The sequence below is a fragment of the Heyndrickxia sp. MSNUG genome, from assembly GCF_049532715.1.
Lineage (GTDB): Bacteria > Bacillota > Bacilli > Bacillales > Cytobacillaceae > Mesobacillus.
In genome coordinates this window covers 4,608,528-4,625,280 of the sequence record NZ_CP150978.1, presented here as the reverse complement: position 1 = coordinate 4,625,280, position 16,753 = coordinate 4,608,528, and the positions used below count along the sequence as shown (strand labels likewise).

General features: G+C 44.5%; 19 protein-coding genes. All 19 read left to right on the top strand.

The annotated features are described in order from the left end of the window. Nucleotides 1-182 precede the first annotated feature (182 nt). The 19 genes from AABM38_RS23075 (at nucleotide 183) to nuoK (ending at nucleotide 16,619) form a co-directional block, all read left to right on the top strand. Nucleotides 183-2,492 (top strand): S8 family serine peptidase, encoded by a 2,310-nt coding sequence (locus AABM38_RS23075; protein ID WP_423410822.1) that lies wholly within the window; start codon nucleotides 183-185, stop codon nucleotides 2,490-2,492. A gap of 259 nt (nucleotides 2,493-2,751) precedes the next feature. Continuing rightward, on the top strand, nucleotides 2,752-2,973 hold the full coding sequence (locus AABM38_RS23070; RefSeq protein ID WP_423408478.1) for an AtpZ/AtpI family protein: 222 nt from the start codon (nucleotides 2,752-2,754) through the stop codon (nucleotides 2,971-2,973). 6 nt (nucleotides 2,974-2,979) lie between these two features. Continuing rightward, the gene (locus AABM38_RS23065) at nucleotides 2,980-3,354 is read left to right on the top strand and encodes an ATP synthase subunit I (protein WP_423408477.1); all 375 of its coding nucleotides are present in this window, start codon (nucleotides 2,980-2,982) and stop codon (nucleotides 3,352-3,354) included. A 23-nt stretch (nucleotides 3,355-3,377) separates the two neighbouring features. Beyond that, nucleotides 3,378-4,091, top strand: a complete 714-nt coding sequence (gene atpB, locus AABM38_RS23060; RefSeq protein WP_335377312.1) for a F0F1 ATP synthase subunit A — start codon at nucleotides 3,378-3,380, stop codon at nucleotides 4,089-4,091. Between the two features lie 73 nt (nucleotides 4,092-4,164). Further along, nucleotides 4,165-4,377 (top strand): F0F1 ATP synthase subunit C, encoded by a 213-nt coding sequence (gene atpE / locus AABM38_RS23055; protein WP_026572680.1) that lies wholly within the window; start codon nucleotides 4,165-4,167, stop codon nucleotides 4,375-4,377. 176 nt (nucleotides 4,378-4,553) lie between these two features. Next, nucleotides 4,554-5,084 (top strand): F0F1 ATP synthase subunit B, encoded by a 531-nt coding sequence (atpF, locus tag AABM38_RS23050; protein ID WP_335377313.1) that lies wholly within the window; start codon nucleotides 4,554-4,556, stop codon nucleotides 5,082-5,084. Continuing rightward, nucleotides 5,081-5,614 carry a F0F1 ATP synthase subunit delta gene (locus tag AABM38_RS23045; RefSeq protein ID WP_335377314.1) on the top strand — a complete coding sequence of 178 codons (534 nt, stop codon included), beginning with the start codon at nucleotides 5,081-5,083 and terminating at the stop codon, nucleotides 5,612-5,614. The genes atpF and AABM38_RS23045 overlap by 4 nt, the downstream gene beginning before the upstream one ends. 24 nt (nucleotides 5,615-5,638) lie before the next feature. Beyond that, nucleotides 5,639-7,147, top strand: a complete 1,509-nt coding sequence (atpA, locus tag AABM38_RS23040) for a F0F1 ATP synthase subunit alpha (protein ID WP_423408476.1) — start codon at nucleotides 5,639-5,641, stop codon at nucleotides 7,145-7,147. 120 nt (nucleotides 7,148-7,267) lie between these two features. Further along, a complete protein-coding gene (locus AABM38_RS23035) occupies nucleotides 7,268-8,125 on the top strand; it encodes a F0F1 ATP synthase subunit gamma (protein ID WP_423408475.1) in 858 nt (285 codons plus the stop codon). 120 nt (nucleotides 8,126-8,245) lie between these two features. Then, the gene (gene atpD / locus AABM38_RS23030) at nucleotides 8,246-9,658 is read left to right on the top strand and encodes a F0F1 ATP synthase subunit beta (protein ID WP_423408474.1); all 1,413 of its coding nucleotides are present in this window, start codon (nucleotides 8,246-8,248) and stop codon (nucleotides 9,656-9,658) included. A gap of 22 nt (nucleotides 9,659-9,680) precedes the next feature. After that, nucleotides 9,681-10,088 (top strand): F0F1 ATP synthase subunit epsilon, encoded by a 408-nt coding sequence (locus AABM38_RS23025; protein WP_423408473.1) that lies wholly within the window; start codon nucleotides 9,681-9,683, stop codon nucleotides 10,086-10,088. 820 nt (nucleotides 10,089-10,908) lie between these two features. Continuing rightward, nucleotides 10,909-11,286 (top strand): NADH-quinone oxidoreductase subunit A, encoded by a 378-nt coding sequence (locus tag AABM38_RS23020; RefSeq protein WP_207501341.1) that lies wholly within the window; start codon nucleotides 10,909-10,911, stop codon nucleotides 11,284-11,286. Continuing rightward, a complete protein-coding gene (locus tag AABM38_RS23015) occupies nucleotides 11,277-11,789 on the top strand; it encodes a NuoB/complex I 20 kDa subunit family protein (protein ID WP_207501340.1) in 513 nt (170 codons plus the stop codon). Before AABM38_RS23020 ends, AABM38_RS23015 begins: the two co-directional genes overlap by 10 nt. A gap of 3 nt (nucleotides 11,790-11,792) precedes the next feature. Next, the gene (locus tag AABM38_RS23010) at nucleotides 11,793-13,193 is read left to right on the top strand and encodes an NADH-quinone oxidoreductase subunit C (protein WP_423408472.1); all 1,401 of its coding nucleotides are present in this window, start codon (nucleotides 11,793-11,795) and stop codon (nucleotides 13,191-13,193) included. A gap of 3 nt (nucleotides 13,194-13,196) precedes the next feature. Continuing rightward, the gene (locus AABM38_RS23005) at nucleotides 13,197-14,297 is read left to right on the top strand and encodes an NADH-quinone oxidoreductase subunit D (protein ID WP_423408471.1); all 1,101 of its coding nucleotides are present in this window, start codon (nucleotides 13,197-13,199) and stop codon (nucleotides 14,295-14,297) included. Then, on the top strand, nucleotides 14,297-15,304 hold the full coding sequence (gene nuoH, locus AABM38_RS23000) for an NADH-quinone oxidoreductase subunit NuoH (protein ID WP_335377321.1): 1,008 nt from the start codon (nucleotides 14,297-14,299) through the stop codon (nucleotides 15,302-15,304). Before AABM38_RS23005 ends, nuoH begins: the two co-directional genes overlap by 1 nt. A gap of 66 nt (nucleotides 15,305-15,370) precedes the next feature. Beyond that, nucleotides 15,371-15,790: an NADH-quinone oxidoreductase subunit NuoI gene (gene nuoI, locus AABM38_RS22995; protein ID WP_207501336.1), complete on the top strand. Its 420-nt coding sequence runs from the start codon at nucleotides 15,371-15,373 to the stop codon at nucleotides 15,788-15,790. Further along, entirely contained in the window at nucleotides 15,787-16,308 is a 522-nt protein-coding gene (locus AABM38_RS22990; RefSeq protein WP_335377323.1) for an NADH-quinone oxidoreductase subunit J, read from the top strand. Before nuoI ends, AABM38_RS22990 begins: the two co-directional genes overlap by 4 nt. Beyond that, nucleotides 16,305-16,619, top strand: coding sequence for an NADH-quinone oxidoreductase subunit NuoK (nuoK, locus tag AABM38_RS22985; RefSeq protein WP_335428292.1), 315 nt, complete (start codon nucleotides 16,305-16,307; stop codon nucleotides 16,617-16,619). Before AABM38_RS22990 ends, nuoK begins: the two co-directional genes overlap by 4 nt. Nucleotides 16,620-16,753 lie beyond the last annotated feature (134 nt).

Here is a 16,753-nt window from a genome sequence, read left to right as displayed (position 1 = left end):
TTATATAACCTTCATAGTGAATACATAAAAATTTCGCGGAATAATTCATGACATGAAAATAGAAGCAGAATTCATCTATATCTGCATACAATACCTCCCTAAAACAAAATCTATTGAAAAAAGGGAGGGCAAACAGCTTGAAAAAGTGGAGTATTCTATTCGTTTTACTGGCCATCGTCCTAATGGCTGGCTTCAAACCAGTTAAGCTTGTGCATCCGCCAATTCCAGCAGAAAATCCTTCCACGGAAAAAGTAGCGATTGTCCTAACAAAACATCCACTGACTGAAAAAGAAATCAGGGGTCAGCTGCATACGTTCAAAAATATAAAGCTTCGCCGCATTTTTAAGCATGCGATTAACGGATATTCAGTGCAAGGTTCTATTTCAGAGCTAAAAATGCTAGAAGGTGGGAATGAAATACAGCTAGTATCTGAAGTAAGCACCTATCAGGTTGAGAATACTCCGTATTTGTCGATTGGTTTCCAGAAAAGCACCTCGATGTCAGATATCAAAAAAATAGAGATAAACCCAAATCATCATCCAGAACCGTACCGTTCAAGTGAAAGTTTTACAAATAATTTTGAATTGATTGGTTCAGAGGCTGTCCGCGGCATTTTGGATAAGAATGGGGAGCGGCTGACGGGCAGGGGTGTAAAAATAGGCGTGATTGATACGGGGATTGATTATGATCATCCAGATCTTAAAAGGAATTATGCCGGGGGGCATGACCTGGTAGATGGGGATGAGGATCCGATGGAAACGAAAGGCATTGGGATGAAAAGCACCCTGCACGGTACGCATGTAGCCGGGATTATTGCGGCGAATGGAAGAATGAGAGGGATGGCGCCGGAAGCTAAAATCATTGCCTATAGAGCGCTCGGACCTGGAGGGAGCGGTACAACGGAACAGGTCATCGCTGCAATCGATCAGGCGATTGAAGATAAGGTGGACGTTCTCAACCTTTCTCTTGGCAATGATGTGAATGGTCCAGACCTGCCCATCAGCCTTGCGCTCAATAAGGCTGTAGATAGCGGGATTACGGCAGTAACCTCATCTGGAAACTCGGGTCCGAACCGATGGACGGTTGGATCACCTGGAACAGCATCCAAAGCCATTAGTGTTGGAGCTTCAACACCGCCTATGAAAGTCCCATATGCCAGGGGATCTGTTTCAGCTGAGAAAATCCGGCTTGAGCCTTTGCAGGGGTCGGAACAATGGAATAACACTAAAAGTGAGAAACTTGTATTTGCTGGCATTGGCAGAAAAAATGAGATGAATGATGTGAAAGACAAGCTTGTGATCGTAGAACGAGGGCAGCTTACTTTTACAGAAAAAGCGAAGAATGCCCTCAACGCAGGAGCTGTCGGAGTCATTATTTACAACAATTCAAAAGGAACATTCTTTGGGAACCTGGAAGAAAGTCTGCCAATCCCAGTGGCAGCAATCAGCAAACAAGAAGGAGAATCCCTGAAAAAACAGCTTGCAAATGGCCAGGCTCTACTGAGGATAGAATTAATAGAAGAAAGAGATATTCTTGCAGACTTCAGCTCGCGGGGACCGGTTACGTCAACTTGGGAAATCAAGCCGGATATTGTTGCTCCTGGAGTGGCCATAAACAGTACCATTCCAGGGGGGTATTTATCTCTGCAGGGCACGAGCATGGCGGCACCGCATGTCGCGGGTGCAGCTGCATTGATCAAACAGGCGCACCCGGAATGGGGACCATACGAAATCAAGGCGGCAATCATGAACACGGCCAAGCAGATTGTGAATCGGGATGGAAAAATATATCGAACATATGAACAAGGAGCCGGCCGTATCCAGACAGAAGCAGCGATCAAAACCGAAACCCTCGTCAAGCCGGGATCGCTGCAATTCGGAAAGTTCCAGCTGGCAGATGATATGCACCGGCACAGTGCAAGGCTTGAAGTCAAGAATACAAGCACTCACCAGAAGCACTATTCTTTTTCGAGGCCGAAATTGGAAACAGGGATTGAGTGGGAGCTGCCATTTTCCTTTACCGTTGAGCCAAATGAAACGAAGATAGTGGAAATCGCCATGATTGCCAGTCCGGAGTTGTTAAAACAGAAAATTCATGACGGCAGCCTTGTTCTTGATGATGGAAAAAATAAAATCAGAATTCCTTATTTGTATGTCCTTGAGGAACCGGATTATCCAAGAGTCATGGGCTTTGATTTTGCACCTGCTGACAATGCTGGCGCATATAGATATGAAGTCTATTTGCCTGGAGGAGCTGAAGAGTTTGGTATCGCGCTTTTTGATCCGGATCAGTATCGCTTCATAGGGTTCCTTGATTGGGGAAGGAAAATCAAAAAAGGGATGAGGGAAAAAGAAATACGTTTCGAAGACCTTCCAGAAGAAGGAGTATACTTAGCCAAGGTTTTTGCTAAAAAGGCCGGACGGGAAAGCACGATTGAAACCGTTATCTCAGTCAAGAAAAATGAAAATGAAAACAAAGCCGGAAGGAATTAAAATCCTTGCCGGCTTTATTTTGGAAAACTATTGTGATTGCTATTTTCAGATAGGGTAAAGGGTATAAAACGCACGTGAAAACTTTGTGAATTTTTTCACTCCAATGGATTGACTTTGATTGGAGCCTATTGTATGCTTATCTAGGTGTAAATGATAGGGTTTTCAAAAATATTTCGACAATATTTTTAAATGTTTTGCTAGAATAAATCCTTACATAGACATTCGGACTGTTCAATCCCTAAAACGAGGATGTGATTGAATGCGTCAAAACAAGCGTCATCCATTGCAAGCAATGGCTCTAACGTCCGCGATCCTTTCTCAATTAGTCGGATCTATACTGATTGGCATTTTCTCAGGAAGATGGCTCGATCACAAAGTAGGAACCGAACCACTTTTTCTCATTCTCGGTCTACTCATGGGATTGGCTGCTGGCGTGTACGCCATGCTCCGTTTGATCCAACACTTTTTTTCAGGAGACTAATCTTTAATGTCAGAAATAAACCAAATGTTTCATCGGCAACGTCGGTATATGTACGTACTTTTAGCTGTTTATGTTCTTGGCTGGGGATTTACCTCCTATAAATCAATCTTTGCAGGACTAGCTCTTGGAACTGCATTCAGTTTCATGATCTTATTGCTTTTGGCAAAAAGAGCGCAAAGCTTTGATAAAGCTGTGTCTCAAGGGAAAAAGGTCCGTTCGCTCGGCTCTGTCTCTCGATTGGCTACAGCGGCAATCGCAGCAATGATTGCATTGGAATATGAAGATCAATTTCATATGGCAAGTGTGGTAGTGGGACTAATGACAACCTATGTTGTTATTATCATAGATTATTTTATTCAAAGTTTTCTACAACATAAATAGCGGGGGAAGAGAGGTGAATACTGTTGCATCATGAAGCTCCATTAGTTCATTTTTTGGGACTTACTTTTAACTTAGCTAATGTCTTAATGATTACAATAGCAAGTGTTATTGTTTTTCTGATTGCTGTTCTTTCTACACGTCGTATTGCAATGAAGCCTACTGGAATGCAGAACTTCTTTGAATGGGTTATGGATTTCGTAAAGGGCATCATCAACAGCACGATGGATTGGAAGGATGGTGGAAGATTCCACATACTTGGACTGACTCTGTTAATGTACATTTTCGTGTCCAATATGCTTGGTCTGCCATTCGCAATCGTGATTGACGAAACATTATGGTGGAAATCACCAACTGCGGACCCAATCATTACTTTAACTTTAGCCGTAATGGTGGTTGCACTTTCCCATTATTATGGAATCAGGTTAAAGGGCGGAAGAGAATATGCAAAGGGCTTTTTCAGTCCGATGAAATTCTTGTTCCCACTTAAGATTATTGAAGAGTTTGCAAACACGCTAACACTTGGTTTGCGTCTCTACGGTAACATTTATGCTGGTGAATTACTACTATCTTTGCTTGCAGGCGGTTTGGCTGCATCCGGGATTGTTGGTACTATCGCAGCGATTCCTTTAACACTGGTTTGGCAAGGATTCTCCATCTTTGTTGGTACGATCCAAGCCTATATTTTCACCATGTTAACAATGGTTTATCTGTCCCATAAAGTGGGTCACGACCATTAAAATAACTCTGTTCATATGAACAACAATTTTTTTAAAAAAATTTTTCTATACAATTTAAGGAGGAACACAAATAATGAATCTTATCGCAGCAGCAATCGCAATCGGTCTAGCAGCAGTAGGCGCTGGTATCGGTAACGGACTAATCGTAGGTCGTACAGTTGAAGGTATCGCTCGTCAGCCAGAAGCACGTGGTTTACTTCAAACTACAATGTTCATCGGGGTTGCGTTAGTAGAAGCATTGCCAATCATCGGTGTAGTTATTGCATTCATGGTTTTAGGCCGTTAATCTCACGTAAATTATTCAAATGGCGAAGACGATTCTATTTGATGCTTCGCCATTCTTATGTACCCATAATGATTGAAAAATAATCAAATCGATATATTTCATCCTTTTATATTGAAGCAAAGGTTCCTTTCGCTCAATCAAAAAAGGGAAAGACTCTTGAAGGGAGTGAATCGAGGGTGTTAACAAGCCAATTTGTACTCGGTGCTGCAGAAACAGCACACGAAGGTATTAACGGTGGAGACATCGTATTCCAGCTAATTATGTTTCTTATTTTGCTAGCATTGCTTAAAAAATACGCTTGGGGTCCGTTAATGGGCATCATGAAACAGCGTGAAGAGCATATCGCAGGCGAAATTAACGCTGCTGAACAAGCTCGTCAAGAAACAAGCAAGCTACTAGCAGAACAACGTGAATTATTAAAGCAATCTCGTAATGAGGCTCAAGAATTGATTGAGAACGCGAAAAAGCAAGGCGATATTCAACGCGAAGAAATCATCGTGGCTGCTCGTGCTGAGTCAGAACGCATTAAAGAATCTGCGAAGCGTGAAATCGAACAGCAAAAAGAACAAGCTGTTGCTGCTATTCGTGAACAAGTTGCAAGCCTTTCTGTTTTAATTGCTTCTAAGGTGATTGAAAAGGAACTTACTGCAGCTGATCAAGAAAAGCTGATCAATGAATATATTCAAGAGGCAGGAGAAGGCCGATGAACTCCATGGTAGCAAAGCGCTATGCGTTGGCTCTTTTCCAGTTATCGAAGGAGAATAACCTTCTGGCACAAGTGGAACAAGAACTTCGTGTAGTGAAGGAAGTTTTAGTTAATTCCAGTGATTTAAACGCAGTTTTGCAGTCTCCTAAAGTCTCAGCTGCGAAGAAAAAAGAGATCATCAAAGACTCTTTTTCACAGGTGAATCCTTTCGTATTGAATACTTTAATGATTCTGATTGATCGTCATCGCCAGGACCAAATGGTCGAAGTGGTAGATCAATTCGTTGAACTGTCAAATGAAGAACATGGCATTGCTGACGCGAAAGTGTACAGCATTCGCCCTTTAACAGAAGACGAAAGTGATGCATTATCAGCAAGCTTTGCAGCTAAGGTTGGTAAAAAATCGCTTCGCATTCAAAACATTGTAGATCCTGAATTGCTAGGCGGATTGAAAATCCGTATTGGGAATCGCATATATGACGGCAGCTTGCGCGGCAAGTTAAACCGTTTAGAACGTAAATTGCTAGGCTAAGATTCGTAGATAGGGGGTAAACTCATGAGCATCAATGCTGAAGAAATCAGTGCGCTGATAAAATCGCAAATCGAGAATTATCAGTCGGAAATTCAAGTGAGTGATGTGGGTACAGTTATCTCTGTAGGTGACGGTATCGCCCGTGCTCATGGCCTCGACAATGTCATGGCTGGAGAACTTGTTGAATTTTCAAACGGCGTTATGGGTATGGCACAAAACCTTGAAGAAAATAACGTTGGTATTATCATCCTTGGACCTTTCGCTGACATCCGCGAAGGTGATGAGGTGCGCCGTACGGGCCGCATCATGGAGGTTCCTGTAGGGGAACAGCTAATCGGCCGCGTGGTAAACCCACTTGGACAACCTGTAGATGGTATGGGTCCAATCAACACAACTAAAACTCGTCCAATCGAGTACGCTGCACCAGGCGTTATGGATCGTAAATCGGTTCATGAGCCATTGCAAACTGGTATCAAGGCGATCGACGCTCTTGTACCAATCGGCCGCGGACAGCGTGAATTGATCATCGGTGACCGTCAGACTGGTAAAACATCTGTTGCTATCGATACAATTCTTAACCAAAAAGGCCAGGACATGATCTGTATCTACGTTGCAATCGGTCAGAAGGAATCAACTGTACGTAATGCGGTTGAAACTCTCCGTAAGCACGGCGCGTTAGAATATTCTATCGTTGTTACAGCATCTGCTTCACAGCCAGCTCCACTCTTATACCTTGCTCCTTACGCTGGTGTAACGATGGCGGAAGACTTCATGTACGATGGCAAGCACGTGCTTGTAGTATATGATGACCTTTCTAAACAAGCGGCTGCATACCGTGAACTTTCCTTGCTGCTTCGCCGTCCTCCAGGTCGTGAAGCTTACCCAGGGGATGTATTCTACTTGCACTCACGTTTATTAGAGCGTGCTGCGAAATTGAGCGACGCTAAAGGCTCAGGTTCAATCACAGCACTTCCGTTCATTGAAACACAAGCAGGCGACGTATCTGCTTACATTCCAACGAACGTTATCTCAATCACAGACGGACAGATCTTCTTGCAGTCTGACCTATTCTTCTCTGGCGTACGTCCAGCGATCAACGCAGGTCTTTCTGTATCCCGTGTAGGTGGATCCGCTCAAATCAAAGCGATGAAGAAGGTATCTGGTACACTGCGTCTTGACCTTGCATCATACCGTGAATTGGAAGCATTCGCACAGTTCGGTTCTGACCTTGATAAAGCAACTCAAGCAAAACTTAACCGCGGTGCCCGTACGGTAGAAGTGCTTAAGCAAGATTTGAACAAGCCGCTATCTGTTGAAAAGCAAGTAGCGATCCTATATGCACTTACTCGCGGCTTCCTTGATGATATTCCATTGCAGGATATCCGCCGCTTTGAATCAGAGTTCCATACATGGTTAGACCACAACCGCAAAGAAGTGTTAGACCATATCCGTACAACGAAGGAACTTCCTTCAGATGACGATATGTCTGCTGCAATCAACGACTTCAAAAAGACGTTTGCAGTATCTGAATAAAATCTAAAGCTCAAGCCGGAATGCCCCATGATTGAAGCCATATGGCCCAAGTATAGGACATGCCGGCAAGGCTTTACTTTGTACAGGAACAATCTTTGAAAAAGGGTGGTGAGAACCTAAATGGCATCTTTACGTGATATAAAATCCCGTATAACTTCAACTAAAAAGACGAGCCAGATTACAAAGGCAATGGAAATGGTATCTGCAGCTAAATGGAACCGTGGAGTTATGAACGCGAAAGCATTCGTACCTTACATGGAAAAAATCCAGGAAGTGACTACATCAGTCGCGATGGGCAGCAAAAATTCCAATCATCCAATGCTGAACAGCCGTCCAGTTAAGAAAACGGGATATCTAGTGATAACTTCAGACCGCGGTCTTGCAGGGGCTTACAATAGTAACGTCATTCGTCAGGTTTATCAGACGATCCAAAGTCGCCATAAATCAAATGATGAATTTGCAATTATCGCCATCGGCAGAGTGGGCCGTGACTTTTTCCAAAAGCGTGGCATGAATGTTGTACTTGATATCGTCGGTATTGCGGATCAGCCATCTTTCGCTGAGATCCAGGACATCGCCAGCAGTACTGTTGGTATGTTCTCTGATGGAACATTTGATGAGCTGTACTTATACTACAGCCATTACATCAGCGCAATTTCACAGGAAGTGAATGAAAAGAAGCTGTTGCCATTAACTGATATGGCAGCATCTGCAAAGCTGACTTCCTATGAATTTGAACCAGATGCTGAAACAATCCTGGATGTTCTCTTGCCACAGTATGCAGAAAGCTTGATTTACGGAGCACTGCTTGACAGCAAAGCAAGTGAACACGCTGCTCGTATGACAGCTATGAGAAATGCAACGGATAATGCGAAAGAGCTGATCAATTCACTCAGCTTAAGCTATAACCGTGCACGTCAGGCTGCTATTACCCAGGAAATCACCGAAATCGTCGGTGGAGCCGCAGCTCTCGAGTAGAATCGATAATTGGCGCATGCCGCCATATCATAATTTTTTGATGACAATCGGGGATGTGGCATGATGTCCACATCCCATCATGATGTATATATTTGAACAAGTACGTTAGGAGGGAACAAGATGAACAAAGGACGCGTTCTCCAGGTTATGGGTCCGGTTGTTGACGTTAAGTTTGAAAGCGGCAATCTTCCAGAGATCTATAACGCTTTGAAAATTGTAAGTAACGATGCGGATGTTAACATCGAACTAACCCTTGAAGTAGCCCTTCATTTAGGTGATGATACAGTTCGTACAATCGCGATGTCATCCACTGACGGCCTAAAGCGCGGAGTGGAAGTAGCAGATACAGGTGCTGCCATCTCTGTACCAGTTGGGGATGTAACACTTGGACGTGTATTTAACGTATTGGGTGAGTCTATTGACCTTGACGCTCCACTACCGGCTGATGCACGCCGCGATTCAATCCACAGGGAAGCTCCAACTTTTGAACAGCTTTCTACTGAGGTTGAAATCCTTGAAACAGGTATTAAGGTAGTAGATCTTCTTGCTCCATATATCAAGGGTGGAAAAATCGGATTATTCGGTGGTGCCGGTGTAGGTAAAACTGTATTAATCCAGGAATTAATCAACAACATCGCTCAAGAGCACAGCGGTATCTCTGTATTCGCAGGTGTTGGTGAGCGTACACGTGAAGGTAATGACCTTTACCACGAAATGACTGATTCTGGCGTTATCAAGCAAACTGCGATGGTATTCGGCCAGATGAACGAGCCGCCAGGAGCACGTATGCGTGTTGCCCTTACAGGTTTGACAATGGCAGAATATTTCCGTGATGAGCAAGGACAGGACGTTCTATTCTTCATGGATAACATCTTCCGTTTCACGCAAGCAGGTTCCGAGGTTTCTGCCCTATTAGGCCGTATGCCTTCAGCGGTAGGTTACCAGCCGACTCTTGCAACTGAAATGGGTAAATTACAAGAACGTATCACATCTACTAACGTAGGTTCTGTAACTTCAATCCAGGCGATTTACGTACCAGCCGATGACTATACGGATCCGGCTCCGGCTACAACTTTCGCCCACTTGGATGCAACAACAAACCTTGAGCGTAAGCTTTCTGAAATGGGTATCTACCCTGCGGTGGATCCACTTGCTTCGACTTCACGTGCATTGACACCTGAAATCGTGGGCGAAGACCACTACAATGTAGCACGCCGTGTTCAGCAAACATTACAGCGTTACAGAGAACTTCAGGACATCATCGCGATCCTTGGTATGGATGAACTTTCTGACGAAGATAAGTTAATCGTACACCGCGCTCGCCGTGTTCAGTTCTATCTATCACAAAACTTCCACGTAGCTGAGCAGTTTACTGGTCAGAAGGGTTCATACGTGCCAGTTAAAGAAACTGTTAAAGGTTTCACTGAAATCCTTGACGGGAAATATGACCACCTTCCAGAAGATGCATTCCGCCTAGTTGGCCGTATCGAAGAAGTTATCGAGAATGCAAAACGTATGGGTGTAGAGGTCTAATAACGGACCAGGAGGGTAAAAAATGAAGACGATTAAAGTCAGTGTTGTTACTCCCGATGGGCCGGTGTATGAAGGAAATGTAGAAATGGTAAGCACAAAAGCTCGCACAGGTGAGCTCGGAATCTTGCCAGGCCACATTCCAATGGTTGCACCGCTACAAATTGGCGCTGTCCGTTTGAAAAATGGCAGCAATACTGAATTCGTTGCGGTCAGCGGCGGCTTCCTTGAAGTCCGTCCTGAGCAGGTAACCATCCTGGCTCAATCCGCTGAACAATCTTCTGAGATCGATCTTGAGCGTGCACTAAGAGCAAAAGAACGCGCTGAACAGCGCCTGCGTGAAAAACAGCAGGAACACGTTGACTTCAGACGCGCAGAACTTGCCCTGCAGCGTGCGATCAACCGTATTTCAGTTGCTGAACGCAAAATCTAATGATGAACACCCTCCAGATCATTCTGGAGGGTGTTTTTTATTTTGAGAGTGGCGAATCTTTGCTCCCAATACATTTGCATATATGGGAACAGTTTCCGTTTCGCTATAAAAACTAAAATTTAGCTATTAAAAAAGAATTATCGCTATAAAAAATCGTAATTCGCTATAAATTATCAAATTTCGCTATAAAATTTTTATTTTCGATATAAAACTTTTTGTTATAAAACGGAATGTATTTAAACACGGAAATTATGGTAATAAATTATGTCTAGTCACAGCTCTTACATAAATTACAACAGGTTAATCAAAAAACTGCGGGTTTGAGATTGACTCCTCATTCATTTCCTCAATAATTAACCCGATAAAATCAAAAAGTACACAATTCCACCATAACCTCTGCTGTAACAGAACTTAAAAATGTTGACAAACATCACTGACAACTAAATCCAAATCGGTTAAATATAGAATGTAACCGAATGATTTCTTTAGTATAAGCGCATCTTTTATGTCAAAAGCTTATTTCGTGGAAAAAAGGAGCATGCGCCATCCTGCACGACGGTGAGCTCCAAAACTTCGAAATAAACCTGGTTAAAAGAATACGAATAAATTTCACTGAATGCTACTAAGTATGGAAAGCGACGACTCTTGCCGTAGACTTTTTTAACGTGCTTTTTTATCTTTTTTTCGTATGTTAGTAGACATGGAAGAAGGTTGCCAGTTTGTTCAAAGCTTTATCGACACACATTTGCAACAATGGTATAATTGTTATCGGTTACAAGTTTAAAAAGTATGAAAATTTTACAACATTGGAGGGATGGGCATGGAACAGTTGAATCTATATCAAAATAACTATTTGATAGTCTTTGTGTTCCTATGTCTCGGGGTATTGCTTCCTGTTGTTGCTTTATTCGCAGCAAAGCTGCTGCGTCCGAAGTACAAGCAGGATGAGCGGAAATATACCACCTACGAGAGCGGGATGGAACCTTTCAGTGATGCAAGGGTTCAGTTTAACGTCCGTTATTATGTGTTTGCCCTTATGTTCGTTATTTTTGATGTAGAAACAGCGTTTTTGTATCCATGGGCTGTCGCTTATGAGAAATTGGGGATCTTTGCATTAATTGAAATGCTGATCTTTGTTGTATTGCTTCTCATTGGACTCATCTACGCGTGGAAAAAGAAGGTGCTAAAATGGATTTAAAATTGGATGATCTTTCACCTGCAGAAATGGCAGAACTCCAAAGAAATGTATTCGTGACTACACTTGAACAGGTTAAAGGCTGGGCACGAAGCAACTCCATGTGGCCAATGACATTTGGTCTAGCTTGCTGTGCGATCGAAATGATGGCTTCCAGCTCCGCTCACTATGACCTTGACCGTTTCGGAACGTTTTACCGGAACTCGCCGCGTCAATCAGATGTCATGATCGTATCAGGAACCGTAACGAAAAAAATGGCTCCGACAGTCCGCAGACTTTATGATCAGCTGGCTGAACCGAAATGGGTAATTGCCATGGGTTCATGTGCGACAGCAGGAGGTCCTTACGTAAAATCTTATTCAGTAGTTAAAGGGGTCGACCAGATCGTTCCCGTCGATGTATACATACCGGGATGCCCGCCGAACCCAGCAGCGCTAATTTACGGGATTAATAAGTTAAAAGAGAAGATCCGTTATGAGGCGAAAACCGGGAAGAAGGTGATCTAACCGATGAGCGGGGAAAAGGATTTAGAGCAGATAAAGAGAGAAGCAGCTGAAAAAGCGAAAGAGCTGGCAAAACAGCGCCTGGCAGCAAAGCAATCGGGTGAGGGAAATGATCCGAAAGAGGTTGCTGAAAAAGTCGCTGCACCAGAAGAAAAACAAGCTGAGGCACCAGCAGTAAGTGATGACGCGGACCTCGCGAAGAAAAAAGCCGCCGCTGCAGCAAAAGCGAAGGCAGCAGCACTGGCAAAAATGAAAGCGAATGCGCAAGAAGAAGGAGAATCAACTGAAGCTCCCGCATCGTCAGAGGAGCCAGCCACACCGGCAGTTCCAGCAGGAGACGATGATGCAGACCTCGCGAAGAAGAAAGCCGCCGCCGCAGCAAAAGCAAAGGCAGCCGCACTCGCGAAAATGAAAGCGACTGGCCAGGCAGATTCAGGGGAATCAGCAGAAGCTCCAGCAGGAGAAGATGATGACCTCGAGAAGAAGAAAGCCGCAGCGGTAGCGAAAGCAAAAGCAGCAGCCGCAGCAAAACTGAAAGCAAAGGCAGAAGCTGGTGAGTCAGCAGAAGCTTCATCAAGTGATGATGATGACCTCGCGAAGAAGAAAGCCGCAGCGGTAGCGAAAGCAAAAGCAGCGGCAGCAGCAAAACTAAAAGCGAAGGCAGAAGCTGGTGAGTTAACAGAAGCTTCATCGGGAGACGATGATGACCTGGCGAAGAAAAAAGCCGCTGCAGTAGCAAAAGCCAAAGCCGCAGCAGCAGCGAAAGCGAAAGCTGCAGCAATGGGCGGAGATGCTGGTGGATCTGCCGATGACGAAAAAGCGAAAGCGATTGCTGCAGCTAAGGCAAAAGCAGCCGCTGCCGCAAAGGCAAAGTCCGCAGCCGGAGCAAAAACCGAAGCTGCAGAACCTGCAGAAGAGAAGAAGCCTTCTCCAAACCAGCCATATCTTGATAAATATGTAAAAGTGATTTCAGACAACCTTGGTGCGGATGTTTTAGAAGATTACTATATTAACCCGTTATCCAAGGATGTGCCGACGCTTGTTGCGAAGAAAGATTCGTACAAACGTGTCGCTGCATTCCTGAAATACAATGAATTGCTTGGATTCGATTATCTATCAGAGCTTCACGGCACTGATTTTGAAACACATATGGAAGTGTATGTGCATTTATACTCATACAAAAACAGGCAGACAGTTGCACTTAAGGTAAAGCTGGATCGTGATCATCCTGTCATTGAATCCGTTCAGCCGCTTTGGGCGGGTGCAGATTGGCCTGAATGTGAGACTTACGACTTGCTTGGTATTAAATTCGAGGGCCATCCTAACCTCCATCGCATCATGCTGGGTGAAGACTGGGTCGGCCACCCATTAAGAAAAGACTATGAACCGTATGATGTGGAGGTGTAGCCCGTGATACGCACAGAAGAAATGCTCTTGAACGTGGGCCCGCAGCACCCAAGTACACACGGTGTATTCCGCCTCGTTCTTAAAATCGACGGGGAGATTATTGTTGAAGCGAAGCCGGTAATCGGCTATCTGCACCGCGGTACGGAAAAGCTTGCGGAAAATCTTCAATATACCCAGATCATTCCGTACACGGACCGAATGGATTATGTATCGGCAATGACAAATAACTATGTACTTGTCCATGCTGTGGAAACGATGATGGGCATCAAGATTCCTGAACGCGCAGAGTACCTAAGAGTTCTTGCAATGGAATTGAACCGTGTTGCCAGCCATCTGCTCTGGTGGGGAACCTTCATCCTTGATTTTGGAGCTACGAGCCCATTGCTGTACGCATTCCGTGACCGGGAAATGATTTTGAACCTGCTAAATGAATTGTCAGGTGCGCGCCTTACATTCAACTACATGCGTGTTGGCGGCGTGAAATGGGATGCTCCGGAAGGCTGGCTTGAAAAGGTTGCTGAGTTCATCCCTTACTTAAGAGGACAGCTGAAGGGTTACCATCAGCTTGTATCGGGAAATGAAATTTTCCTTAACCGTACAAAAGGCATCGGAACATATACAAAAGAAGATGCCATCAATTATTCATTGAGCGGACCGAACCTTCGCAGTACCGGTGTCAAATGGGATTTGCGCAAGGATGAGCCGTACTCAATCTATGATCGCTTCGACTTTGACGTTGTCACTCGTGAAGAAGGAGACGCTCTTGCCCGCTACTATTGCAGGCTGGGTGAAATCGAAGAGTCACTGAAAATCATCGAACAGGCTTTGGAACAATTCCCGAAAGAGGGAGAAATCATGGCCAAAGTTCCTAAGATCATCAAGGCTCCAAAAGGGGAAGCGTTTGTCCGGATCGAAGGCTCCAGAGGCGAAATTGGCTGTTACATATCCAGCGATGGCAAAAAAGAGCCTTACCGTCTCAAGTTCAGAAGGCCTAGCTTCTATAATTTGCAGATCCTTCCTAAACTTTTAGAAGGTGAAAGCATCTCGAATCTGATTGCAATTTTAGGAGCGGTTGATATCGTTCTTGGGGAGGTAGACGGCTAATGGTTGCGGATCTTCTCACTAATAGCCCGGGCTTGATCAACTTTGGTATTTTCTTTCTTTTGGCAGTTGTCCTGTTGCTCGTAATCCTCGGATTTGTAACAATGGCCATTCTGGCTGAGAGAAAAGTGCTTGGTTTTATGCAGGGACGTTACGGTCCGGCACATGTAGGCGGTAAATGGGGCCTCTTGCAGTCTGTAGCCGACGTATTAAAGCTTTTGGTAAAAGAAGACTTAATCCCGAAATTAGCGGATAAGCCGCTGTTCATTATCGCACCGGTGATCGCGTTCGCTCCATCCTTCATGGTAATGGCGACAATCCCGCTGACCGATGAACTGCAATTTGCTGATTTGAATGTGGGTTTCCTATACTATATCGCCATTTCAGGCCTGACGATTGTCGGGATGTTAATGGCAGGCTGGGCATCAAACAATAAGTACTCCTTGCTTGGCGGTATGCGTGCCGCGGCACAGATGATTTCCTATGAAATCCCGCTGGTCATGAGTGTTCTTGGGATTGTCCTGCTTTCAGGAAGCCTGAACTTGAATGAAATCGTAGAGGCACAGGGCAGTAAAGGCTGGTTCATTCTATGGCAGCCAATTGCTTTCATCGTATTCTTTATTGCTGCAACTGCAGAACTGAACAGGGTGCCATTCGACCTTGCTGAAGCGGAAAATGAACTAGTTGCCGGTTTCCATACCGAGTACTCTGGCTTCCGCTGGGCGATGTTCATGCTTGCTGAATATGTGTATATGTTCGCAATGTCAGCCTTGATTGTTGTGCTTTTTCTTGGAGGCTGGCTGCCGCTTCCGTTCCTGGGCTTTATCCCAGGCGCTGTGTGGTTCTCGCTTAAGTTCAGCCTTGTAGTGTATATCCTGATCTGGTTCCGGGCGACGTTCCCGCGTATCCGTGCAGACCAGTTGATGGAGTTCGCATGGAAGGTACTATTGCCGGTTGCACTTGCAAACATTTTCCTGACAGCTTTGATCAAAGAACTTTTCAATATTTAAAATAAGAATGGGAGCATTCGCTTTAAAAAAGCGCCTCTGCTTCCTGCATTAAAAGGGGTGAATAACGTGCTAGGATGGACAAAAGGATTAGCTTATACCCTTAAACAATTATCTCGTGAAAAGCTCACTTATGATTATCCAAACGAACCAATTCCGCTTCCGGACCGGTTCCGGGGCATTCAGAAGTTTTATCCCGAAAAATGCATTGTCTGCAATCAATGTGCCAACATTTGTCCGACAGAATGCATTAATTTGACTGGTAAAAAGCATCCTGATCCAACGAAAAAAGGAAAAATCATAGATACGTATGATATCAACTTCGAGCTTTGCATCCTCTGTGACCTATGCACAGAAGTATGCCCGACTGAAGCAATCATCATGACGAACAACTTTGAGCTTGCTGAATACAGTCGGGATGACTTATTTAAGAACCTGGAATGGCTTGATGAAAATGATGAGAATATACGGAAGGTGAATAAAGCATGACGTTATCAGGCGAATTTTTTGCGTTTATGTCACTTGCTTTAGTGGCGGTAATGGGCGGCGTGCTTTTATTGAACCTTACCAAGGTCATCCACATGGTCGTTGCACTCGTCTTTACATTCGTCAGTATTGCAGGAATCTATATTTTGTTATCAGCCGAATTCATCGCAGTGATCCAGGTTATGATTTATTCCGGAGCGATCACGATCATCATGCTATTCGGAATCATGCTTACCCGCCACCACAGTGACGATGAAGAGCAAAAAACAAGTCCATGGAGAAAGCTGCTGGTTCTTCTTGGCGTACTGGGCTTCGGTGCAGCTGTTTATTACGGAATCTATGACTTGAGTTTTGATGCAGTGCCGAATACGCTGCACGAAAATAACACAGAACAAATCGGAATGGCGCTTTACTCTAAGTACATCATTCCATTTGAACTGACATCCGTGATTCTGCTTGTAGCGCTGGTAGGCGCTATCGTATTGGCGCGAAATGATGATAAGGAGGGGGATAAGGAATGAGTTCTGTTCCAGTTTCAGCCTTTCTTGCACTTGCACTTATCCTGTTTTGCATCGGACTATACGGTGCGCTGACTAAACGGAACACAGTTATTGTGCTGATCTCGATTGAATTGATGCTCAACGCCGTCAATATCAATCTAGTAACTTTCAGTAAATACGGGTTGAATCCTTCCATCACAGGCCAGGTTTTCGCACTGTTTGCCATCTCGGTAGCAGCGGCAGAAGCAGCTGTGGGACTAGCGATTTTGATTGCTCTTTACCGCAACCGCAGGTCGGTCAATGTTGATGAAATGAATCAGCTAAAAAATTAATTAAGTTTGAAGGCGGCGGAACATCCCGCTGCTTAATGTTTAGAACATTTCTTGTAGCTGGACTGCCCCGTGCAATGCGGGCCTCAATCTGACGGACGTATAAATGATAGACAACGCCCGTTCAAAAAAGGGGA